This window comes from Paenibacillus gansuensis (assembly GCF_042684925.1).
Lineage (GTDB): Bacteria > Bacillota > Bacilli > Paenibacillales > DY6 > Paenibacillus_N > Paenibacillus_N gansuensis.
In genome coordinates this window covers 149,646-172,850 of sequence record NZ_JBHUME010000013.1, presented here as the reverse complement: position 1 = coordinate 172,850, position 23,205 = coordinate 149,646, and the positions used below count along the sequence as shown (strand labels likewise).

Genomic DNA, 23,205 nt, shown 5'->3' with positions numbered 1-23,205 from the left:
GTGACCGTGTAATTACATTAACTCTGTATGTATATTTAAAGGTACTGAGGGAATTTTGTCGAATTTATATTCAAATTCTAAACTTGGGGGTATTGCATTGTTAAACTTAAAAAAGATTTCTTTTATAAGCGCACTTTCTTTCTCTTTGTTGGTTTTAATCTTTTCCTCAGCATCTGCGAGCAATTTGATTAAAAGTATAAAAGCTAGTATTGATTACGGCTTTACGATGACGGTTCATGGCAAAAAATTTGCCCCACGTGATGCAGTCGGTAAAGAGCTAAGACCAATTCTTTATAACGGAACATATTATGTACCCGCCAAGTATATTTCTGAGTCGCTGAAAATCCCCTTTTCGTTAGATACTTCTAACAAACAGCTTATATTTGGTCTGAATAATCACTATACAGATATCATAAAAGAAAAAATGTTTGATTCTTATGCTCCTACCAATGAAGTCTATCCAACGGTAGACGTTGATGCTCTCTCTATAGGAAATAATGTGTTTTCTAGTGGGTTAATATTCAACGTCCACAATCTTAATGCTTCATATCAATTTACTTTTAATATAGGAAAACAATTTAGTAAGCTAAATTTTAGAGCGACCGTTGCAGATTCGAACGTGTCTTTTAAATTATTTGTCATTGACAAAAAGAGTGGGCTTATATTAAAAGAGGCTACGATTAGCAATGAAGATATTTCTGCTATAGACGCAGTCGTTGTAGGCATTGAAAAAGTAGCTATTAAAATTGAAGCTCTTTCAAACAATAAGAATATTGACTCTCCGATAAAAGCAGTTGTCGGAAATATAACGGTAAAGTAGTTTCAACATAAAGCTAAAAGCCAGTAACCCTTATTTAAAGGTTTACTGGCTTTTGTTTTGCCTGCTTTCCAGCAGAAATATGAAATTATAGATCGAGGTTGACAATCGGTCGGGTGTCCGCAATAAGAAGTTGAAATGTCCTTGGCAGAATCATATATTTTAGGTCTCAATAAAAGTACTACGTGCCCCGTTCCGTAGCGTCATAAAGCCGTCATCTGCTTTAATTTTCGCGATACGAAAGAGTCGTAGGTCCCTTAGCCTTTCGGAAATTCCTGCGGTAGAGAGGATTGCAGAACGAATTTCGTTGATATCCATTGGGTACTTGCCGGCCGAATTTCGGGTGTAGAATCGCTGCGTGCCTCCTATACTCACCATGTGCGGCAAAATAAGACTATTAGGTATCCGAATCATGAATGCGTAGTTGCCGGTCGATGAAAGCTGTACCGCATGAATCTGAATGCCATATATACTGCACGCTGGTGCGAATGATCTCTTCAACCTGCCGAATAAGCTGGTCTGTATTACCGATCGAGACACCTACCACGCGATCAGGCCGGCCCGATGCTTCAGCAATGCCGAAGATGAGCTCTCCCCCGCCACCATTAGCGAAGGCGGTAACGTCATATACGAACTCGCGCTTATTGTCCCCACCTTGAAGGTTTGGCAGCGCTACGACGCGACTCTCCGGAACTAGATTGGTGAAAAGACTTTGGATGTCCTGCTCAGTAATTTGGTCAATCGGTTTCCATAGTAAAGACAAATGGTTGCCCCCTATCGTATCAACACTATATCAAACCAATATTCCCCAAAGTCCATAAAACCTCACGTTCTATCCATTCTACAATACAGATCAGAAAAAGATACCCAGCTGGAACGGGATAACTGAATCGATTGAAACTGCTTTCGGATATCTGATGTTCAAACATTAGATTCCAACATAATCTACCAAATTATTATAAAATTACAAGCCTTCTTATGGGAATACAACAAAGCTCGGTTTTGAAAATTCCGTTAGCAGAAGCAATTTTAAAGTTTCTTTCACGTTGAATAGATGCTCCCATGCTTTAAAAATCTCAAAACCATTTATATCAATGCTGCCGTATATTTATCTATTACGACGTTCAGCATTAACTCCTCGCTTGACCAAATTGTTTTCTTCTACCCTGGCATTGGTCAATCTCTGCTTAAACTCCCCCCCCCCCTACTCGTTGGCCAACTCCCCTCCAATACTATCTTAGCGCTCTTCAATGCTCCACATTACTGTCATCAACCTGCCGTTGCCTTCTGGTTCCTCCGCATAGTAGTTAGGTAAAAAGCAGTAGGCAGGATTAGACAATTATCGTAAAATATAGGACGGGAGTGGTGAAATATGGATAATTACATGGGATTTCGTTGGCTAAAAGGAAACGTCCATTTACATACCGCTAACTTTGAGAAGAAACCTATCCTAGTGTTTCAAGGGAACGAACTTATCGGTAGTGGTATTATTGTAGATGTTACGGACACAGTAGTTAGAATTAAAGAGGAGTTTTTTCTAAGGGAAACATGTACATTCGTCTACGCAAAATGAAGGAGGATTAATATGAAAAAGTTAATTGTATTCATCACGTTACTCACGCTGTTATTTGGATCCGTTGCTATGGCAGCTGATAAGAAACCCACACTCAAAAACGGCAACTACAAAGTCACATCAGTCGTTGACGGAGATACATTTAAAATCGCGGTAGGCAAGTCTACGGAAAATGTACGTTTGATCGGAGTAGACACTCCGGAAACTGTTCACCCTACAAAGCCGGTTGAATACTACGGTAAGGAAGCGTCTATTTATACGAAAAAGTTACTCACAGGTAAAACGGTTACGCTCGTATTTGATGTTCAGCAACGTGATAAATACGGCCGTCTACTCGCTTACGTATACCTAGCGGACGGAACGTTCGTTAACTCCGAGCTAATTAAGAACGGATATGCCGTGCTGTTGACGATACCGCCTAACGTTAAGCATACGAAGACGTTTACAGCGCTGCAAAAAGAAGCGCGCGATAACAAGCGTGGACTTTGGGCGGACAATAACAAAGCGGAGAGCAAGCCGGCCACTGGCGTTAAATACGATCCTAACGGACCGGACCGCGACTGCACGGACTTCGATACGGAAGCCGAAGCACAGGCGTTCTTCATTGCCGCTGGAGGACCGGATAAGGATCCGCACAGGCTCGACCGGGATAAAGACGGCGCTGCTTGTGAGAAGGATTAACTAATGAAAAAAAGTGTAATAATTAGTGGAGTCTTAATTCTCCTCATTTGCATGGCTATACCAGCGTATAATTACTTTTTCCCGTCTGAGTCAAAAATTGTAGCTCTCAATGAAGTAGAAAAATATTTACGAAGTCAGGATATAACTGAGAACTACATTAATACGGCCAGAGAGAAAAACGATTATAGTCAACTAGGTCCGCCTGCCGCAGACAAAAATGGGGATAGTATAATTACAGTTCTTGAATTTCATAATTATTTGAAAAAGCAAGGCATTACTTCAGAAACCAATTCTACAGTGGGAATGGAGTATAGTACTACGAGGAAATATGTCTTGGGTAACTCGGTAATATTTTCAATTGGTATAGTTTGTGCAACTCTAATTATTTGTACTTGGTTGGTCACTCGAAAGAAAAATATTAAAGGATAAACTCAAAGGGCTCCGTAAGAGTCCTTTTTTTGTCCAATTCTCATATTAAAGTGAGCCTTTATCTGCTGCTAAACGTAATCCTATCTCCTCTCCCCGCTTATTCTCCCTGAGCGGTGGCACGATCTCAATCACGCAGCGGCAATAAATATTGTTTCTTATGTGAGTTTAATATAACATAGTACTAATGTACTATTTTCCTTTGGTACATTTCATGAATGTAATCATAGACCGATCAAGTTACTATTATACGGATAGGAGAGCCTTTAAATTGGAACTAAATACATACTTTAGGTGCGTACGGTGTAATACCTTATTACAACCTACAACAACAGTAATGACAGGCTTATCTATAGAAGTAGGGATCTATTGTCCCAATTCAAATTGTAAGATAGAATATTCATCAATTGAGTTAAAGCCTAACGATTTCAAGGTATTGAGAAAGAACAAAAAAATTCATAATTTTTAACTATTTAGTTGTCTTTACGTTGTAGATTTTTTTCTTGTTTAGAGAGGAATTCCCAGAGGAGCGTGGTTTCATTGCTTAATTACATTATGTCTAACTTCACCAAATTCCAAGGATATGTTCCTGATCTGAAAAATCCCCAAACTTTTAGTGAGAAACTGCAGTATATTAAGCTACATGGAAATTTACAAAGGCTAAGTAATTACGTAGATAAATATAATGTTCGGGATTATGTTAAGAAAACCATAGGCCAGGAATATCTCATTCCTATGGTGGGAATCTATGAAACAATTGAACAAATCGACTTTAATCAACTCCCTTCTTCCTTTATTATGAAGGCTACTCATGGTTCAGGGTGGAATATCATCGTAAAAGATAAGAATAAAGTTGACTGGAACTCAATTTGCATTCAAATGAGAAGCTGGCTTGATTCTAATTACGGTGATATGACAGGGGAGTTATGCTATAAACCACTCCAGGGAAGAGTAATTGTTGAGGAACTAATTTATGATCCTTCTGGTGACCTTAAGGATTATAAGTTCTTTTGTTTTGGTGGAGTTCCTCACTTTATACAGGTTGATTCCGGTAGATTTGATAATCATAAGAGGAACTTATATGACACTCATTGGAACAAGCTCCCACTCGTCTTGCTGTATGAAAATATTAGTGAGACCGTCTCTATGCCAAAGAATTTCGATAAGATGCTCTCGCTAGCTGCGCAATTATCCAAGCCATTTGGATTTGTTCGTGTTGACCTTTACGAAGCAAATAATGTTGTTTATTTTGGGGAACTCACTTTTGTACCTGGAAATGGATTTGAAGCCTTCAACCCTCGTCAGTTTGATCATCAATTTGGAGAATTACTGGATCTCAAAACCTACTTAAGTGACATTACAAACATAGGCGGTGCCTTACTTGAAAATTAGAAATATCTTTATACTTTCAATAACTGTTTTTTTGTTAACAATTGTTTTAAATGACGTCGTATATTATTATACGGTCGAACGATCCTTAACCAAGAGTATGGAGAGCCGAACCCTTGCAATATCAAACCAAATAAAATTAAGCATAGACCATACGGAATATGCTTTTTCAATAACTGATGAACTTATGGCACAAAAATTAAGGGATATATCCATCGGCTCTTTAAAGGAACTACCTAAGGATTATAGAAAAGTAAATAATGACACACTAATACAACTAAAAAATAAATATGATATAAGTGACATAACCCTCTTTGCGAAATTGGGTGATGATATAGTTGGGGTTAAATCTTCAAATCCTAAGCAAATTGGCATTAGCTCCAAAGACTGGGGTGACTATTTCATCGCATTTAATGAATTATTCGCATTAAAGCCAGTTACGATAAAGGGTGATGTTTTACCTAACTTTTGGGCCGGTCAGCTTTCCGGCTCCTCCTCTGACCCTTCTTCTGTTAAAAACAAATATGGATACTATTATGATGGCTCAACAAATTACATAATTAACCCATACATGGACAATCAGTATATCAAAAAGGTTGAAGATAATGCAGGCGTTGAAAAGATAATTAGAAATACTGTTTCAGAAAATAAAGACCTTCTTGAAATTACTGTCTTTAACCCGAATACTATAGCTCTCTCTCCAAATGATCCATCATTATTCACATATTCTAATGGTAGAAAAAACCCAAGATATGGTAAACGACAAGTTTTCTATGGAGACTATAAATATAAAACTAATGATGATATTAAACACATTCTAGAGGCGTCCAAAAATGGGAAATCGGTACATGTTTCAGCAACAATTCAAAAAAATAAAGTCTTAAAAACCTTTTTCCCTGTTACTTTAAACAATGTAGAATTCCCCTACGTAATTGGAATCACAACAAGTTTAGATAGCATTACATCCGCGCTAAATCAACAAATGGTAAACTTTATTTCCATAATTGTACTGGTTTCTATATTGAGTATTATTGTAGCGACAGTTTTATTTAGACTCATAAGAAAAGCAAAAGACGATATTGCCGAAGATGTACAGAATAATTATACAAGTGAGATTAATAACTTGATTGTAGCATTCAGAGGGCAACACCATGACTACTCAAATCACCTGGATACCATTAAAAGCTTCATTGAACTAAAGATGTATGATGAACTAGATAATTACCTAGATGACCTGGCCGAAGAATTCATGTTAGTCAATGACATGATAGAAATTGGGCATCCTGCGTTAGCGTCATTACTTAATGCTAAGGTAACTCATGCAGCTCACAGGAAAATCAAATTTAGCTACGATTTTGATGCAGTAAAACGGATAGATATCACAGGTCTACGGTCCGTTGATATTGTTAAAATACTTGGTAATTTAATCGATAATGCATTTGAAGAAGCCATTAAAGTCGATCCGGCAAATAGAAGGGTTCATATAGAAGCAAAAATTGTAGATGGTTTGCTATCATTTAGTATAACCAACACTTTATCCGAGCGACTATCAACTGAAGACTTAAATAATATTTTAAACTATGGTTATAGTAAGAAATTTAATGAGGGGCATAGCGGGTTAGGACTCGCGATTGTTAATGAGAGACTGAGTAACTACAAAGGTAAAATAGAAATCTCTCAGAATCAGTGTGAAATAACCTTTAAGGTTGTTCTTCCCCTTTCAGCTTAATCGAGTAGGAGGAGGTGACTAGCCCCCGTCCTCTCACCACCGTACCTGCGGGTGCGTATACGGCTGTTCCAATAGTTAACAAAGTTCCAGCTAACGTGAATGTAGACTTTTCAGCCCTTTCGCTTCCCAGTAGGAAGTTGGAAGGGCATTATTTATGTTCTCCGGTACATTTCTCATGCCCCAAGCCTGGAATTAGCTGTTACAAAGCATCACTCTCGCGACCCGGTACCCACCGATCCGCGTCACTGTGTCGTGCGGTATCAACTGCTCGAACGGGCGCAGACGGGCACCACCTCCCCCGCTCCGTACTAGATTAGGGAGAGCGTGCGCCGGTAGGTCGGGTTCATGATTCTAGAGTATCGGTCCAGTCAATCAGGAGGACACGTGTCCTGCAGCCCTCGGCCACCAACGGGCTTCCTGGTATGCCTCGGCGCTTATTATTATCTCCATTTGCGATATACGGTATATGATTAACGTTGCCTCGAATCGCAAGTGTAGCTGTCCTCCGGATTTATCCACCCTCTACACACACACCTCTTTTGGGAGTATTTTGCAGCGGCTTTAATTGGTAGTGATATCCGCTTTTTTTTAAAATTCCGACGCTATTGGTGGCGGGGACATAAAGCTTCTTGCATTCATAGGGCTGGTTATACGAATAAAACTCACCGTAAGTTCTTTCTTCTCTTCTCATTAGCCGGTACCGTTGCAGGTTTTGGGATTATCTTATCCGGGAGATAATAAAAAATTTTCGAAAATTCCATTTGGTCCTTTTATCGCTGCAGCATCTCTAATTAGTTATTATTGGCGATCCGAACTGGTTAAATGGCCGGACATCCTTCGCGGGAAGTATTTCAGGGAAGAATTAACTGAAAGGAGAGGTTTAAAATTCCGCATGCTTCCCTTAGTAATATAGATCAAAACAGAAAAAAAAACAGAACAGGATTAACCCCTGACTGCCATTTTTCTGTTATTTCCGAGGATGTGACAAGAATAGAATTCCTGAGGCCAGTTTAATTACGTCAACAAACAATGTATCCAGTCCTACGTTGACGGTAAATGATAGGCATTAAGCATCAGAACCGTTCACCGTATATTATAAATGTAATACCTCTTCAAAGTTGTTGTTATTTTTGGGAATAGACACATAGCCCCACAATGAAGCCACGACGTACATACTTGCCATAATTAGAAAAACACTGGTGCTGGTAGCAGTGACTAAATACAATCCTGTTAAACTTCGTCCTAAAGGAAGCATTATTCCATTTAAAGCAGATTTAAAACCAAATACCCTTCCGATAAAGTTTGGTGAAGCCTGTTTCTGTAATGCGGTCTGGAAAGCAGCACCAGCTAAACCAAAAGAGACTCCCGCTATGATGATGCTTATATAATTTATATACGCATTATGAAAAAAATAAAATGAGCTAAAGCCCACAGCATGCAATAAGTAACCAATAACCACCAGTACCTTTAATTGATTGTTCACATAAGAAATTAAGCTAAATCCTATTAATTGACCAAATGCTAATAAAGAATAGAGCACACCCAAAGTTGAAGATTGTTCTGCTGATGTTAAATGTAGAATATCATCAAGATAAACTGGTAATACAACGAATAATGGAGAATAAGCTAATAAGGCGAGAGTAGAAAACCCGAAATAAGAAAATAGTGTCTTATTCCGGACAACGTATATTAGCCCTTCTGAACAATCTTTCAAAAACCCTTGGGGTGTTTTTTTTGTAATATTGATTGTATTTAAATTTACATGTAAACGTGAAATAAAAACGGCGGCTAATAAAAAAGAAACTGAATTTATAATAAATATTACATTAGCATTAGAATACGTAATTAATAGTCCACCAATAAAAGGGCCAACCAAGTATCCTAAACTATCTGTTAAACCGATTGCTGAATTCGATTCAACCAGTTCGTTTTCTTTACTTATCTTAGGTATAGAGGCATAAAGCACAGGCTCAAAGAACTGGGAAGTAGCTCCAAGTAAAAAAGATATGACCACGAGCATTACATAATTAAGCCCATTCATCCATATTAATAATGGAATTAATGCAACCAATATGCCGCTAATTAGGTTTGAGAAAATCATAATATTCTTCTTATCTTTTTTATCCGCATATACACCAGCAATGATCCCGACCACAAAGGTAGCTAAAGCGTTAGCAGCAAGTACTAAACCAACACTCCAGCCTGTTTTATAAGTATTATATGTAAACCATGCCAATCCTACAGAGTAAATACCGTCCCCCATTCGAGATACAAACATGGCTAACCATATTTTCCTAAGGTTTGGATTTCTCAATAATAGATCAATATTAAAAAGCTTTTTCAATTCTTTCCCCCCAATAGAGTTTTACTTTGTAGCTACTATAATAATACGAGGGTCCGATAGAGAAAATCTTTTTCCATTATAGTCGCCATAATATGCATCTATTCTGAAATTACAATCTTGTAGCAATTGTATAATCTCTTCCACGGAATAAACTTTAGTGTATGCGTTTTTTTCCTTCCAAAGACCATCCTCGAACCAAAACAATTTACTATATGAAATCGAGTTCACAAAATCAAACTCCCTTTTTTCCATTAAATATGTGTTATCTATTTCCCACCACTCATTTTTCCCACTTAAAGTAATGATGTAATCCCTATGCATGTTATCTAGTAAAAATTTACCACCCTCTTTTAATGTATTGTAGACGGCCTCTATAAAGCTGATATCATCTTCTCTCTTCCCAAACATCCCTAGAGGGGAGAAGATCCCCAAAACGGTGTCAAAATCCCTTGTTGAAGAGAATCTTCTCATGTCATCAACTACGAAGTTACAATTATCCAGATGCTTAGATTGGCTAAGTGCTAAATTTATTAAATATTCAGAATAATCTAAACCAGTAGTTGTATAACCCAATTCTGCAAGTCTTATAGCAATTCTCCCCTGGGCACAAGGAACATCAAGTATTTCTTCATTACCTTTTAAGTTCAATAAATTAATTATTCCTTTTACTTCATTTTCAGTTCTTTCAAAATTAACAGTCTTCCAAAACTTGATATAGTCTTTATCAAAAAAGTTTTCCCACCAATTCATATTAATATCATCCTAATATATTGTTTTATTTTTAAATGGTTTACCTAAGGCTTTTCTTAATTTATTAATAGGGATATTTACAACACATCTTATCCCCATCTCATTATGTCTGCAAAAGGCGATATCTTTACCCCTAAAAGAAGGAAACATAAGTCCAGGATGTGAATAAAAAGAGCCCCCCTTAAGAACAGCATATGCATTCTCTTTAGTTTCATGATTAACTAAAGCTGGAGTAAAATTTCTTCTTGTTAAAAAGTCACTCCTTGTCCATTCCCAATGGTTACCAACCATGCCGACAACCCCATAAGAACTTGCATATTGAGCATATTCGGAAGCCGGTCTAACCAAGCAAGTGTTATCAATAGAGTTAATTCCTACAATATGCTTTCTCCATTCGTTGGGACCTGAAGGATATAAACCCGTAGTAGTATACGACCAGTTACATGCTTTGTCCAAAAATTCATTACCCCAAGGCCAGATATGACCTTCTTTTCCTCTTGCTGCTTTTTCCCATTGATACTCAGTTGGTAAATCCTTTCCTGCCCATCTCGCAAAAGCATAAGCATCATAATAATCTATACCTGTTACAGGATGTTCTGGTTTAAACCTATCATCCCAATATGTATTTCTAGTGTGGTCCTTCTCCTCAGGTTCATTTGTATGACAAAAAACATGGCCATTTTGAAGTATGTCACGTACAAAGCTATCATATTGCTCATTAGTTACAGGATATTTATCGATGAAAAATGGCGGTTGCCATACCGTCCTAGTAGGGCATGCATCACTCCAACCAAAATTCTTATCTGGTACTTGATCAGGTTCTAAACCGTATTTAAAGAACCCACCTGGTATTAACACCATACCTTCATGATCCTTACTTACAAAATCCTCCAGTAAGTCAACTGGAATATGCTCTTCAAAATCAGCGTTGTCCTCAAGTTTCTTATAGAGCTTATAATACATTTCATAATTCCTTAATTCTTCAACATCCTCTGTTTCATAAATATGAGTTAGTGATGTAAGGACTTTAGCTGCCCCGAGCCCAACGGGTTTATTAGGTTCAAGAATTTTTTGATTAGCTGGACCGATAATATGGGTTAACTTACCGATAGCTAAATCCATACCTTCTTCACCACAAATCTCCATTGCCCGAAAGGAAACTAGATCGTCCGGATCGTGTAATAATCTATATATGGTTTCAAGTGCTGAGGGATACGGCAACCACTCTTTAACGAATTCAACCAAACTGTATCTAACATACGTGTTTGGATGGAGTATCGCCATTCCGAAAACATACTCAGCTGCAACAGGATGTTCTATTTTAGATAATTTTGCAAGAATTTCGTTCATTTCTTGTTTTAACTTTGAAGGAGGATAACTTACAATATCTTCTGGAAGAATTCTTTCTTCCAAGTTTCTCAAAAGGTCTAAATCTTTCAAGTATATTGTTTTATGACTATCTAATTCGATAATTGGCATCTAAAAAACCTCCTTATTTTAAAAACAGGATGAAGGCGTTAGCCTTCATCCCCTTTTAATAAATTAACCCCATTTAATTTCACTAAAGAATGGCATAGGCGTGGAAAATCCTTTTTTCCAATTTCTTTTCATCCCAAAAACCTCCTCTTATATGTATTTGCACCCAATATTTGGGGCATGTACTCATTATAACTATTAAGTTAATATATGGAAATAGAGACTAGGAATCAATTTAAGTCTGTTCACGTAATCCTTATTAGGAAATTTATACTATATTTTCAAATTAGTATCAATATCCCTTTTCCACACATAATGCGGTTAGAATAGGTTAACAAAGTTCAAGCTAATGAGATGCAGACACTTCAGCCCTTTCGCTTCTCAATAGCAGGTTGGAAGGGCATTATTTAAGTTAAGGGACATTTCCCATGCCCCAGCCTGGAATTAGCTATAACAAAGCATCCCACTGACAACCCGGTGCCCGTCGATCCGCGTCATGCGACTTCATCCAGTTAAAAGATGGGAGACGACCGGGGCCAGCCCTTCCACCTTGATTCAGCAGGAGAAGCATCGTGCGGGGCCAGTTGCCCCCCCGTGCCGTGCAGCGTTGCCACAGGCGGCCTCGCATTCCACATCCAGCCCCGGCGAGAACCGGGCGCCCTCACTGATGCCGAACCAGGCCTCTGCCTCCCATAGTCCATGCCCGCAGCTGCCCGACTCCAAGTGGTGTGCCCGGCCTAGTGGTCTCCTGCTACCGGGTGGCCGATGGCGAGCCCAATGTTGCCGGTCGAACGGCTGAGGTCCAACCGCAGCTGCATGGTGATCTCGCTGGGCCAACGAGAGTGATGCTCATCAAGCCTGACTCGGCACCGACGCCGCATCCCGTCATTTGGTACGCGTTAACTTGGCCCGTCTATTTGCCTCTGAATCCCGCCTCACGATTAGACACCTTAGCCCGGTATGTGCTCGCCAGCCCCCGTTCCGGACTTTCTCCTTTAAGATGATGCCCATGCGGGCGTATATTAAAAGAAAAGAGACGCCTAGGCGTCTCTTTTCCAATTATTTATTGACTTGGTTCTAAGCATATATTCCTCATAATTTGCCTTTGTTAATATAATATTCATATCAACATGCTTCATCTTAATAATGTGATTTCCAGTAATGATATTATCAGGTACAACTTTTTCAATATATTTTAAATTTACCAGGAAGCTTCTATGTGGTGAAAATATATTAGTTGAGCATTGATCAGCAATTTTATTTAAGGGTGTGGTTGTCTCTACAACACCAGAATTTACTGTATATAACCTTATGACTTTCGAATCTCCTTCTTTCTCAGCACAAATAATCTGATCTTCACTGACAGTAAAATTACGCCTTTTACTTTTTACAGTAACCATATTTACTGATTGGAGTTCGATATTAATAACATATTTTTCATATTGAATTTTCTTTTTTGCCTTATTGATGGCCACTTCAAAACGACTATAGTTTAAAGGTTTAGTCAAATAATCAATGGAATCTAATTCATAGCCCATTAACAGATGTGTCGGATTACTCGATCCGGTAATGAAAATAATGTGCAGATGTATTCCTAAATCTAATAAGTTTTTATAGGCAGAAATACCATCCATTCGTTCCAATCCTATATCGAGCAAAACTAGGTCTGGTCTATGTTTTAAACATTCCTCAATTAATCTGGTTCCAGAAGAAACTGACTCAAGTATTGTAAGCCCTGACTTTTGTGCATATAGATGAAGTCTTGCTCTCTGATGTTCGTTGTCCTCAGCAATTATAATACTTAATCCTTCTTCCATATTATCCTCCATTAATTATGTATATATAATTATTAATCCCTTAATTTTCTACATGTACCAACATATATCGACATAAAGACCTATATATATTACTAAATGAGTCAATAAAAGGTGTAAAAAAAGGATTTTAGGTCGAAAGATGTAGATTTCAGGACACTTTCATTTATTTTATATAGGTCTTATGGAATAATACTTTTATCAGACATTGAATAAATGGAGGTTTTGTTCTAAATGAATAATCAATATATAGTCATATACGAATCAGATGCCTCTGCAGCAAATGTAGCTGCATATATACCAGCTTTTAAAGAGAGTATAATAGGGGATACCATTGACGAAGCTAGGGAACTCTGTATTGATATCTTAAATTTGCAATGTGATTCATATCTTCGTAAAGGTTTTCCATTACCTAAGGAGACTGCTACTATTGAGTATATTGAACTAGAAGATATGAATTATGCTGTTCTGTATGAAAATTTTCCCAATGGGGAGAAAGTTGCATATATACCTTCATTTAGGAGTAATATTATTGGAAAAGATTTAGAAACTTTGAGAATAGATGTACAACAGATCCTACTTTCTGAAATAAACACATTGAAAAGGAACGGTAAACAAATCCCAGTTGAGAGAACAATTGTAGGATATTTAAGTAATTACAATTTCCTATTGCCACAAGCATTATAAGAACAATCCTTAATTAATATACCTTATGGTTAATTTGTCTTATAATGATCATTATAACTCACGTTCGTTAGACCTTCATGGGTCACTTAACCTATGTTTACAAGTGAGGTAGGTAGAGTTGTCGCAAAAGCAGGCTGGCTCAATTAAGGATGGCTCGCCTAAATGAAATTTGGTGTTAAAAATTAAAATGGCGGTGCAAGGGAGGTTACCCCTGCACCGCCATTTCTGGCTTTTAGTCAATTGTGGCTTCATTAACAAATTGCGGGCAAACCGTTCGTCAGACCCCGTAAGGGACTTTCACCCTAGAGATTTAAGGCAATTAAATTTCTTTGTTAGCTACATTTATGCATTTGATAAAATAGTACGAGATGGCCCATATTCCAGCAATAAGAACTATTGTTCCTAAGATAATTTGTTTAGGTAAGATTTCATTTCTTACTATACCCGTCATAATGCCGACAAGAAAAACAAAGACGGATTTAATAATTGCAGATGCACCTGTAGTCCCAACGTAAATATAAATTGGTATATAGAATAATAATGTTATGATCTTTAGTACAGAATTTATAGGATGTTTTACTTTAGAGATAATGAGAAAGAAAAGCTCGTAAAACAAAAATACTGACAACAATAAATATGCCGTAAGATATGTATTGGGAACTTGAGGTAATAAGGTTTTGACTGCCTCTAATGATTTAAGATTTTGATGGGTTAAAACTATAAAACCAACGCTAAATGTGATAACGAATGGATGCTTAACAATCCAAGTTTTAAGATAAGTCGTGATGGATTCAGATTCTCTAATTAAGTTAAGGGGATTCCAATTAGATTTATTAATTTCATACGAACTTACTTGCGATATTTTAAAGGCCAATGCTATTATTCCCGAGAGTGAAATCAATAAAAACGGTAGTGCATACAATGTTCTCCCTATGAGAGCAGTAAGCGTACCCTACAAAAATATTGAAGCACTTAACACAACCAGAATCCCTTGAATATCTCTTTTTAAATTATTCACATTTTTAAATTCAGTCATCCAACTGTCACCGCTCCCATCATTATTCCTTATCAATATAATGTAATGCTCAAATATTTTCCATAAAAAAATCGTCTTGAAAGATCTCTATTTCCCTATGTCAGCAGCAGCAGCATACGAAGTTACACGGTTTTTTCCTGATTTTTTAGATTTATACATTGCTTGATCCGCCTTTTTGATGAGCTCATCGCAGGAATCCCCTTCCTGCCATGTGGCGAAGCCTATACTGGCTGTGACGATGGTTTCAGTCTCGATCCGCTCTCTTACTTTCTCGGCAAACTCTCCCATGTTCACGTCCGGATCATCTACAACTAAGACCATTTCTTCCCCACCGTACCGCCCCGCCAAGCCGATCTCTTCGGCTTCCTCACGGAGAATGGATGCTACAGCTTTGAGAGCTTTATCGCCTTCCTCATGGCCGCGGGTATCGTTTAGCTTCTTGAAGTTGTCCAAATCAAAAAAGATAACGGATATAGGCTTTTGTTCGCTCACCAGGAAGGAGACCGTTGTGTAAAAGTAGAAGCGGTTGAACAGTCCAGTAAGAGCGTCGCGAGTAGATTTGTTGTAGCTGGACTCCATAAGCGTGAGAACCTTAGCGAATAGAATGACAAACAGTGTTGCGAAAAAGGCAATGCGGCACAGATTGTCTAGCAAATGAAGAATGAGCGCGTCCCCAGTAAACGTTATGGTCGCGTGTGCTGCGGTTGCAATCCCGTAAAAAGTGAGGCAAGTTTGATAGTGCCGGCTTTGTTCAACAATCGGTTTTATTGCAATGAATGCGAGTACAACCAAGGCAAACTCATACAGCACACTTGCAATTGGAATAATAGAGAGAGCCAGGGTGCCCGCCAATAGGCAATAGTACGTTATCATGACCCGCTTCGTAGTTTCTCCGTACAACTGATAAATACCAACGTTGCCGAGGATAAATGATGCTGTGTTGAGTAAGTTTTGGAACATATCGAGAGCCTTTCCATGTTCGGATCCCGTGAGTCCAATTCCGAGTAGAATGAGCTGGCCGATAAGCATAAGCCCCATACAGGCGGTAAGCGTTAAATAGGCCCGCTTCTGCCTACTGACCAGCAGCCGGATGGACAAAAGCATAAGGAGCGTCATGACGATGATGTTTAAGGATGAATAGTAAATATCTCCACCCGCCCCAGTAAAGATGGTTTGTAGCATACTGGTTTCCCCCTTATTTAGAAAGTAATAGGGTCTTTTCCGTCCCATTCCACGGTTATCATATTCCTCTAAAAAGACAAATTTACCGAAGAACGAATGTCGTCTTAGCCGGCCGTACGATACGATACCTACTTCCAGTGAGGCTTTTTATAAATCCCCTCGGCATCGTTCTCAATCGCATTTTCCAGCCCGTATCCACCATCGTCTTTACCACAAATTTCTTGAAAGCCCGTAAATACACAATCCTTCCATTCTACATCGCCAATTAGCCTGGTCACTTTTTCTTCAAGCAACTGTAGAGCTTCCGAGATTGAATCTGCCTCTACAACCGGCAGCCACGAACCATATCCACGGAAATATAATTCCAATGTGACAGCTGGAATATCTGGTCCACCGGTAATATCTCGGATAAGATCCACATGAACAGCTGATGGTCCAATCATTAGTTGGATGCCCTTACCGTAACGGATATCCCAAGCTTGGAGGTTCCACTCTTCCCGGACAAGCTGGTTTAACGATTTCAATTGTTAGCACCCCCTAGTAGTTCAGGTTGTTCATCTAGCCCCTCTATTCTTGATTTCAAGTGCCCGTAGCAATATGGGCAACGTGATCCTCTTCCGACTCGATTGTCCGGGGAAGCTGGGTACGAATGTCCTTTTTCGGGACATATCCACCAAAACTTCTTCCGCGCCCGGGGCTTAATATTCTTAGGCGTCACCGGATGATTGCGAATGTAATCCCAATCCTTCGCAATCAAAGGATGCAGCTGAGCGAGAGAAGCAAAGAATTGGCTCCTTGGAAATAGCGTATATGGGTTGACGCTGTTTTTTTCAAAATCCCAATACTTAATATTGTCTTTATACAGATACGGAAAACTATACTTGATATCTGGAGCTATACGAAAGCCGTTTAACCTGATATCGCTTTTTACATTAGCATTCAAGCGGTGACGTGTCTTCAAACGGCTCACTCCTACTCGTGTCCTTTTTATCGAAACAAGCTATGTTGATTGTTTTTTTCCAAACCCTGTAATTGAAATAATCATCGGAGTTCCTGTCTTTGTATCTGTGACATGAACATATCGAGTACCTTCCTCAATTCTCTGAATCTTGACTATACGGCTGATCTCATACACTGGCTGATTTGTCGCTTCACTTCCAGCCTTTACTCTCTTATTCTCGCGTTCAAAAGTGGCTTGTCCGATACTCCAAATATCTCCTACTTGCATTACATTTCTTTTTTTGATAGCCATCATTACCCTCCCATTTATATAAAAACCCCATTTAATATTCATACGGTTTCAACTATCCATTCTTGCAAAGTCTTGCCAGCTTCAGCAGCACGCTGCAGCAACTCTGCCTTTTTTTCACCCGTTACATAGAAGGTGATTGGTGATAATCCCGTGTCAATTAAAGTTCCATCGTATTTAGGGACAATCTCCCCTTGGACGAGGAAAAGCTTCAACTTATCAATCAAATCCGGATGCGAAGTGGGCATGATCCCCACAAGTACGGACTTTCTTACTTCTACAACTACCCTCTCCCCCGCCGTAATTCGAATGTTGGCCGGGCCGACCTGCTTGAACAGCTCCTCTATGATGCCGTATATCATCGAATCAGACGCAGTCGGAAGTGGGAAATCAAAACGCGCATATCCGTAACTTGTAATTGGCTTTCGATCGGAGATCGTGAGGGATGGTGCCCAACCCGCGGCAAGTGCATCCTCGTAGTTGATAAGCTCGTCCGTTCCCACCTGCAGGATGATTTCTTTCTTGCGTCGGTTCACCCGTTTTATTTGTACAATACGGGCAAGCTTCCCCCCATTTTGGAACGACTGATAGAGGAAGACACCGGTCTTGCGATCGTATATCATATCGTACTTACCGCTATCTGGATTGCTGGCTGCAAATTTCTCTAGGTCGGCAGGCCGAATGAAAAACGTCTTCTTGCCGCGGTATATACCCTCATAATATGGAAGCAGCCTGTCACGGATAAGTTTATGGATGAATGTTGTTGAGCGGCCGATTCTTTCAGCGGCTTTCGTAACGGTTAAATCCTCTTTCACATAGGAAGGCTTAACGCGATCAACGTCCTCACGCCGGTACACAAACCCGCCGTCCCCCTTATATGTACTTGGGTTAAATGGTTCTAAACGCTTTACCGGATCGTCGTGTTTTCGAAGCTTATATAAAGAGGCCACCGTAATTCCGAGTTCAGCAGCCGCTTCGCTGGCTCTTAAATATTCCCTCATGAAGTTCTACCCTCCGCTCTTCTTCTTGGTGTCAATCCGGACGGAAGCGGGAAAGCGGTACATGTATTCCCCCTCTTTCAACTTCCATTCCTCACTTACTTCTAAATCTAACCTTCCTTCCAGGGCATCGACGTTCATGTGATAGAAGGCGGAGAGCCCTCGAGAACGATCGAACCAGAAATCATGTACCCGCTTCAACGGGTATCCAATGAATACTTGGCTTTCTCCTGTCGAGCGGAAGTGCCATGAAAGGAAATCTTCGCTGTATGTCCCCCATTCAGTACGCGGTATATTTCTAGCGAATACTTCGCCCAGATATATGCCGTAGCTGACGATTGTTGAAGTCATGGGCTCATGTCCTAACGGGTAAACCCGATTGATCGCCTTTTCGATTCTGCGCAAGCTCGCCGGCGTGAAGTCCACACGGACGTCCAATGTACTTTCCATTATATCGGCCATTATTTGTACCGATTGTAGAACTTGGCGAAGCGGGTCCATAACTTTCGTCCCTTCTCTTCTGATATTATTTTGGATTCATCCAACGATATATACATATTAATATAATAACTAACATACAAGTATTTTACAACGCGAGTACGTTTACGTCTAAGAATTGTTTCATAATTATCGCATTATATTTTGTTGCCTTGTAACATAAAGAGTTTATGTTCTTATTTATATATTATATTAAATATGAAAGTTACATTAGAGTAAAACGAATAATCTATTATTTTTGTTTGACTCGATATATTGCACATTCTCTATGAAAAGAAGAATTTAACAGTTTGTTTTGATATAATTGTAATAACTACTTAGTTGTCTTGGAGTGATGTTATTGAATAACCAAACACCCGCACCTTTCTTTATACAAGAAGGAGAACCTCTCTCAACATTATCGACAGATCGCTCCCTTAGAGATTCGCTCTTGGATCCCGAACTTTATTCGGTTATCCATCCGTACTTAATCGATCATGAAGATGAAAATGGAAATTACGATTATTCAGGAGTATCCAACATTGGCATGGTCTACCTATACATTCATCGAAAGGCCGGGAGTCGTAAGAGGAACACGCGAGCCGAATATGTACGTGAGCTGCTCCATTTTTTGAGACATTTGGTCGAAACCGGAATTAATGATATTCGTATCTTGAAGCGTGGGCAGTTGGAAGTGTACCAGAGATGGCTTTCCAATCAATATCCCAAGACTAAGACGCAAGCAAAGAAGATCACCATAATCAATGCTTTTCTGTCCTGGTGCTATAAAGAAGGTTACTTAAAGCGTGACCTTTCCCGCGGACTCACCATGGTAAAGTTGGACAAGAAGCAAATACCAGATCGTGAGATTGACGAGGCAACGCTGCAGCGTGCTATTGATTTCTACAAACACGATCCAAAATTCCTTAGCCTTCTTGTACTACTCTCTACAACTGGACTTCGGCTGAACGAAATTATTACCCCTAAGTGGAAGGACTTATATTACGATTCAGTTCGGGAGAAACATTATCTTCGAACCCAAACGAAGCGTGATGGCGTACGGCATGCGCCGATTAAAAATTATGTTCTACAGGTGCTTATTGAATATCGGCGCCGGCTTGGATTGAATGTGGACCTCAATCCTAACGATGAATCCCCTTTCTACCCCAACAGGGTCGGGAAGCATTATCTACTGACCAGTCTTTCGGCAATTGTAACCAGGAAGATGGCAGCGGCAAATCTCCGAACAACGAATGATGAAAAGGCCACGGCGCACTTTATGAGGCATTATTTTGCTCGATCCGCTTTTCAAAATGGTGCAACGACGGACCGTATTGCAAAAACACTTGGTCATTCATCTTCGAAAGTGACAGAGGAAAATTACTTGCATCGTGAGCTGAAAAAGGATTTCGACGTGAGTGATTTTGTGGAATTGGCGGGCTTTAAGAGTGATTTCCAGTGACGAAGGCCGCAAACTATCGGGAAGTTGTTATTAGGTACATTGTAGTCACAATGTTGCCGAAAATATTAGAAAGGGACTCGCGCCGCATGCAAGAGATTGGGTTGCTCTCCGCATATGTCCGCCAGAATGAAAAGCTTCAACTCATGGTTGAATCTGAGCAAAGGAAATCACGGGCAGTGCTCCGATCAGAGGGGATTAAGATCATTGAGCTAGAAACAAAAAGTGGGATTCATTGCCAATATACCGCACGGGGGTATGAAGAAGTCATCAATATGCCTGCATCCGTCTTTAAGGCTGCGTGCGATGATTATCTTCAGTGCCTCATGGGACTTTCGTAAGGTAGCTTTAAAATAGAAAGGGACACATTCGATGTATCTAATATTCTTTGTTTGTGCAGCTGGAGCGGGTTTTTGGGCTGGTGGTCAAATGAATGAATTGGCCAAGCAATATGCTCAGTCAGACGTAGGGGAGTCGATAAGCGCAATTCCGATGCGTTTTCTCGCTGCTATTGCTCTTGGTCTCACCGTATTATCCATAAGCTTTTCTCCAGAATGGTTCATTGCATTACCTTTTGCTTTGGCACTTACTATTATCTGCATTTGCGATATTCGGTATATGATTATACCAGACGTCATTACCTTGCCAGGAATTGCAAGTGCAGCTGTCCTACGTATATTTATCCACCCACTTCCCTTTTGGGATTATATAGCCGCGGCATTAATTGGAAGTGGGCTTTTTTACTTGGCCGCACTGTTGATCCGCTTCTTATCTAACACCGATGCAGTTGGTGGCGGTGACATAAAACTTCTTGCACTCACCGGGCTAGTTCTCGGAATAAAACTCACTGTCCTTTCCTTCCTTATGTTCTCGTTGGCCGGCATGGTTGCTGGTATTCTAATTATCTTATCCGGTAAATTACGTAAAAATATGATAATTCCCTTTGGTCCATTTATCGCTGCAGCTTCCCTAATTAGTTATTATTGGGGATCAGATGGAATCAAGTTTGCATTCAGTATCCTACTCAAATAAACTTTTGGCTTTCCTGTTAATTCAGTGAATCAAATTATGAAGCAAGTTTGATTTTATATTGATGTAATCTTTGGCTCCAAACTTTTAATTTGTGGGGGAAATTTAAATGGAGATAGCATTACTAAGAAACGAACCGATTAATATTGAAGCAGAACGAAGGCATTTAGAAGATGAAGGTTATTCCTGGACGGAAGTTAAAAGTCAGTTGGAAAGCACCTATCGTGAATATTCTAAAAAAGAAATCTTTCGATGCAGCTGCTGTAATTCACCCACTTTTTTAGTTCTAAACGAAGACCGTTCGAGTTATTTTAGACATAAAAATAATACAGAATGTGCAGGAACTCGCAACTATAAAAGATACGTGGAACACACTAACAGATTTGAGAACGCCAAGCATAAAACCGGAAAGATAGTTATGATCGATCAATTAAAGGCTAATCTAACACCTCATGGTGCAAGCGTTATTGCTGGCTACATGTTAAAACAAGATTTAAAGTTTGTTCCGGACTGTATAATTATTTGGCCAGACAATGAAATATACTCGTTTGATTATATAACCGGCACTAAATCCAAAGCCTATCAAACGTACCTCATTAATAAAATGCAGGCTTACAACGAACATGGAATCAAATCATATTTTTTATTTGATAATGATCTAAGAACGATCCATGGAAACACCCTTGCAGTAAGTCATGCTGAGAAAGCATCTCTTACATTACATGAAAGGGATAAAGAATGGGAAGAAATTCTTACTGATTTAGTAACAAGATACGGACATGATGCCGTATTACAAAATATGAATTTAGAGTTGGCAGATTTGAACGTAAATCGAATTATGTACGTGTCAGAGAATTTTGATGGCACTCTATATAAAATATGCCTCATTAAAAGTGCACCGTACTACAATCGTGAGATACCTGATCAATGGTACTTTATACTCGGTAAACCGAAAGGCATAGCTTTTCAAAGTATGTTCTCTTTCGAGAGAGAAGTACGTAAATTTCATTGGGAGCTGCCAAATATTGAACCTGAAGAATTAACTTCATTTACCGCAAAAATGGAATTATGGATTAATGAACAAAGCCAACCTGAGGAGCAGGAAGCATTTACCGTGGACCAAACTGCACATTCCGAAAAGTTACAAGAAAACACTTGGATAAAGCATTTAAATCACTTCAAACAAACTACTGAAACAACCAAAATTACAACGAGTCCAGATACCTCTGAAAGAATTGAATACTACAAATTAGTAATGAATAGAATGAAAGAGTCGCCATACTATTCCCCAGAATTTCAGAAGCGAATGACCGAGTGTGAAGAAGATATTCAACGTTGGGAGCTTAACGGGATTGTTGAGGATAGGCTTGTTGGTGCTATAAGAATGATGGAAATACCGTTGAAATTAAATATGAAAGTTTAATAGCGGCAGTCTAGAGTTTCCTTTCTAGTCCATAACTGCTGCAAATTCATTTTTAGGAGTGGTTGTCCTGGACAATTACAATGAAGATATCTTTAACGAACAAATTCATATCTTAAGAGATTTCCTTTACCATTATAGCAGCTTTAAAATGGTTCATCAGATGTTTGATGAACTAACAGCCAGTGGATCACCAGAGTTCTGGTTCTACACAATTAATGCACATTATTTTCAAGCGATTAACCTATGGTGCATGGTTTTTGGAACTAATAAAAATGAAACTCATTGGAGAAATCTCGGGATACAGGAAAACCTAGGTCATAGAATTATTTCATCTTTGGGTATTACTGAATCAATTTACCGTGCATACTGGGAGTCAGTCGTAGAGTGGAGAAATAAATATTCAGCTCACAGGGTGCCTGGTTTCTTAGAAGCCACTCCTGATTTAAAAATCGCAAGAAGCGTGGCTTTACTCTTTCCTGATTGGGTAGAAACTAATACTAGTATTGTATTTGGGTTTACGTTAGAATCCTGCGAGGAAGAATTCATTGAACAACTTCAAGCATCATTAAGAACTATGCTCGAACATAAAAAGTAATAAGTCAGGAATCACCTTTGTGTTTCAGCCTTAAAAATTTCTTCTACAAAAAGAAGCAACACCCAAGGTGC

Annotated in this window: 22 protein-coding genes and 1 pseudogene; 10 read left to right on the top strand and 13 right to left on the bottom strand. The window is 39.2% G+C overall.

What is annotated here, in order from left to right; genetic code table 11:
- Window positions 1-97 precede the first annotated feature (97 nt).
- Window positions 98-820 (top strand): hypothetical protein, encoded by a 723-nt coding sequence (locus tag ACFSUF_RS20255; protein ID WP_377605968.1) that lies wholly within the window; start codon window positions 98-100, stop codon window positions 818-820.
- A 394-nt stretch (window positions 821-1,214) separates the two neighbouring features.
- Here ACFSUF_RS20255 and ACFSUF_RS20250 read toward each other — a convergent pair whose 3' ends face one another.
- Window positions 1,215-1,580 carry an AlbA family DNA-binding domain-containing protein gene (locus ACFSUF_RS20250; RefSeq protein WP_377605966.1) on the bottom strand — a complete coding sequence of 122 codons (366 nt, stop codon included), beginning with the start codon at window positions 1,578-1,580 and terminating at the stop codon, window positions 1,215-1,217.
- A gap of 822 nt (window positions 1,581-2,402) precedes the next feature.
- On the opposite strand from ACFSUF_RS20250, the gene ACFSUF_RS20245 reads away from it, so the two are divergent.
- The 4 genes from ACFSUF_RS20245 (at window position 2,403) to ACFSUF_RS20230 (ending at window position 6,615) form a co-directional block, all read left to right on the top strand.
- A complete protein-coding gene (locus tag ACFSUF_RS20245; RefSeq protein WP_377605964.1) occupies window positions 2,403-3,071 on the top strand; it encodes a thermonuclease family protein in 669 nt (222 codons plus the stop codon).
- Between the two features lie 3 nt (window positions 3,072-3,074).
- Window positions 3,075-3,500, top strand: a complete 426-nt coding sequence (locus tag ACFSUF_RS20240; RefSeq protein ID WP_377605962.1) for a hypothetical protein — start codon at window positions 3,075-3,077, stop codon at window positions 3,498-3,500.
- A 537-nt stretch (window positions 3,501-4,037) separates the two neighbouring features.
- The gene (locus tag ACFSUF_RS20235) at window positions 4,038-4,889 is read left to right on the top strand and encodes an ATP-grasp fold amidoligase family protein (protein ID WP_377605960.1); all 852 of its coding nucleotides are present in this window, start codon (window positions 4,038-4,040) and stop codon (window positions 4,887-4,889) included.
- Window positions 4,879-6,615, top strand: coding sequence for a sensor histidine kinase (locus ACFSUF_RS20230; protein ID WP_377605958.1), 1,737 nt, complete (start codon window positions 4,879-4,881; stop codon window positions 6,613-6,615). Before ACFSUF_RS20235 ends, ACFSUF_RS20230 begins: the two co-directional genes overlap by 11 nt.
- Before the next feature lie 90 nt (window positions 6,616-6,705).
- Here ACFSUF_RS20230 and ACFSUF_RS20225 read toward each other — a convergent pair.
- From ACFSUF_RS20225 to ACFSUF_RS20205, 5 genes and pseudogenes are all read right to left on the bottom strand, one after another.
- Window positions 6,706-6,774 (bottom strand): annotated as a pseudogene (locus ACFSUF_RS20225) (group II intron maturase-specific domain-containing protein); the annotation flags it as partial.
- 934 nt (window positions 6,775-7,708) lie between these two features.
- Window positions 7,709-8,959 carry an MFS transporter gene (locus ACFSUF_RS20220; RefSeq protein ID WP_377605956.1) on the bottom strand — a complete coding sequence of 417 codons (1,251 nt, stop codon included), beginning with the start codon at window positions 8,957-8,959 and terminating at the stop codon, window positions 7,709-7,711.
- Window positions 8,960-8,980: 21 nt separating this feature from the next.
- A complete protein-coding gene (locus tag ACFSUF_RS20215) occupies window positions 8,981-9,709 on the bottom strand; it encodes a class I SAM-dependent methyltransferase (protein ID WP_377605954.1) in 729 nt (242 codons plus the stop codon).
- Window positions 9,710-9,721: 12 nt separating this feature from the next.
- Window positions 9,722-11,188 carry an SUMF1/EgtB/PvdO family nonheme iron enzyme gene (locus ACFSUF_RS20210; protein WP_377605952.1) on the bottom strand — a complete coding sequence of 489 codons (1,467 nt, stop codon included), beginning with the start codon at window positions 11,186-11,188 and terminating at the stop codon, window positions 9,722-9,724.
- 1,037 nt (window positions 11,189-12,225) lie between these two features.
- Entirely contained in the window at window positions 12,226-13,002 is a 777-nt protein-coding gene (locus ACFSUF_RS20205; RefSeq protein WP_377605950.1) for a LytR/AlgR family response regulator transcription factor, read from the bottom strand.
- A 231-nt stretch (window positions 13,003-13,233) separates the two neighbouring features.
- Between ACFSUF_RS20205 and ACFSUF_RS20200 the strand changes: the two genes are divergently transcribed.
- The gene (locus ACFSUF_RS20200) at window positions 13,234-13,686 is read left to right on the top strand and encodes a hypothetical protein (RefSeq protein WP_377605947.1); all 453 of its coding nucleotides are present in this window, start codon (window positions 13,234-13,236) and stop codon (window positions 13,684-13,686) included.
- A 319-nt stretch (window positions 13,687-14,005) separates the two neighbouring features.
- On the opposite strand, the gene ACFSUF_RS20195 is transcribed toward ACFSUF_RS20200, so the two are convergent.
- The 7 genes from ACFSUF_RS20195 to ACFSUF_RS20165 form a co-directional block, all read right to left on the bottom strand.
- Window positions 14,006-14,608, bottom strand: a complete 603-nt coding sequence (locus ACFSUF_RS20195; RefSeq protein WP_377605945.1) for a hypothetical protein — start codon at window positions 14,606-14,608, stop codon at window positions 14,006-14,008.
- A 201-nt stretch (window positions 14,609-14,809) separates the two neighbouring features.
- Entirely contained in the window at window positions 14,810-15,904 is a 1,095-nt protein-coding gene (locus tag ACFSUF_RS20190; RefSeq protein ID WP_377605943.1) for a GGDEF domain-containing protein, read from the bottom strand.
- Between the two features lie 128 nt (window positions 15,905-16,032).
- Window positions 16,033-16,428 carry a hypothetical protein gene (locus ACFSUF_RS20185; protein WP_377605942.1) on the bottom strand — a complete coding sequence of 132 codons (396 nt, stop codon included), beginning with the start codon at window positions 16,426-16,428 and terminating at the stop codon, window positions 16,033-16,035.
- Window positions 16,425-16,865, bottom strand: a complete 441-nt coding sequence (locus tag ACFSUF_RS20180) for a zinc-ribbon domain-containing protein (RefSeq protein WP_377605940.1) — start codon at window positions 16,863-16,865, stop codon at window positions 16,425-16,427. Before ACFSUF_RS20180 ends, ACFSUF_RS20185 begins: the two co-directional genes overlap by 4 nt.
- Window positions 16,866-16,904: 39 nt before the next feature.
- Window positions 16,905-17,156, bottom strand: a complete 252-nt coding sequence (locus tag ACFSUF_RS20175; protein ID WP_377605939.1) for a hypothetical protein — start codon at window positions 17,154-17,156, stop codon at window positions 16,905-16,907.
- A 38-nt stretch (window positions 17,157-17,194) separates the two neighbouring features.
- Window positions 17,195-18,154: a helix-turn-helix domain-containing protein gene (locus tag ACFSUF_RS20170; RefSeq protein ID WP_377605936.1), complete on the bottom strand. Its 960-nt coding sequence runs from the start codon at window positions 18,152-18,154 to the stop codon at window positions 17,195-17,197.
- A gap of 6 nt (window positions 18,155-18,160) precedes the next feature.
- A complete protein-coding gene (locus ACFSUF_RS20165; protein WP_377605934.1) occupies window positions 18,161-18,652 on the bottom strand; it encodes a hypothetical protein in 492 nt (163 codons plus the stop codon).
- Window positions 18,653-18,989: 337 nt separating this feature from the next.
- On the opposite strand from ACFSUF_RS20165, the gene ACFSUF_RS20160 reads away from it, so the two are divergent.
- From ACFSUF_RS20160 to ACFSUF_RS20145, 4 genes are all read left to right on the top strand, one after another.
- Complete coding sequence (locus ACFSUF_RS20160) at window positions 18,990-20,090, top strand: tyrosine-type recombinase/integrase (RefSeq protein WP_377605933.1); 1,101 nt, start codon at window positions 18,990-18,992, stop codon at window positions 20,088-20,090.
- 369 nt (window positions 20,091-20,459) lie between these two features.
- Window positions 20,460-21,119: a prepilin peptidase gene (locus ACFSUF_RS20155; protein ID WP_377605931.1), complete on the top strand. Its 660-nt coding sequence runs from the start codon at window positions 20,460-20,462 to the stop codon at window positions 21,117-21,119.
- Between the two features lie 106 nt (window positions 21,120-21,225).
- Window positions 21,226-22,539, top strand: a complete 1,314-nt coding sequence (locus tag ACFSUF_RS20150) for a hypothetical protein (protein WP_377605929.1) — start codon at window positions 21,226-21,228, stop codon at window positions 22,537-22,539.
- 148 nt (window positions 22,540-22,687) lie between these two features.
- On the top strand, window positions 22,688-23,134 hold the full coding sequence (locus ACFSUF_RS20145) for a hypothetical protein (RefSeq protein WP_377605927.1): 447 nt from the start codon (window positions 22,688-22,690) through the stop codon (window positions 23,132-23,134).
- The last annotated feature ends 71 nt before the right edge of the window (window positions 23,135-23,205 follow it).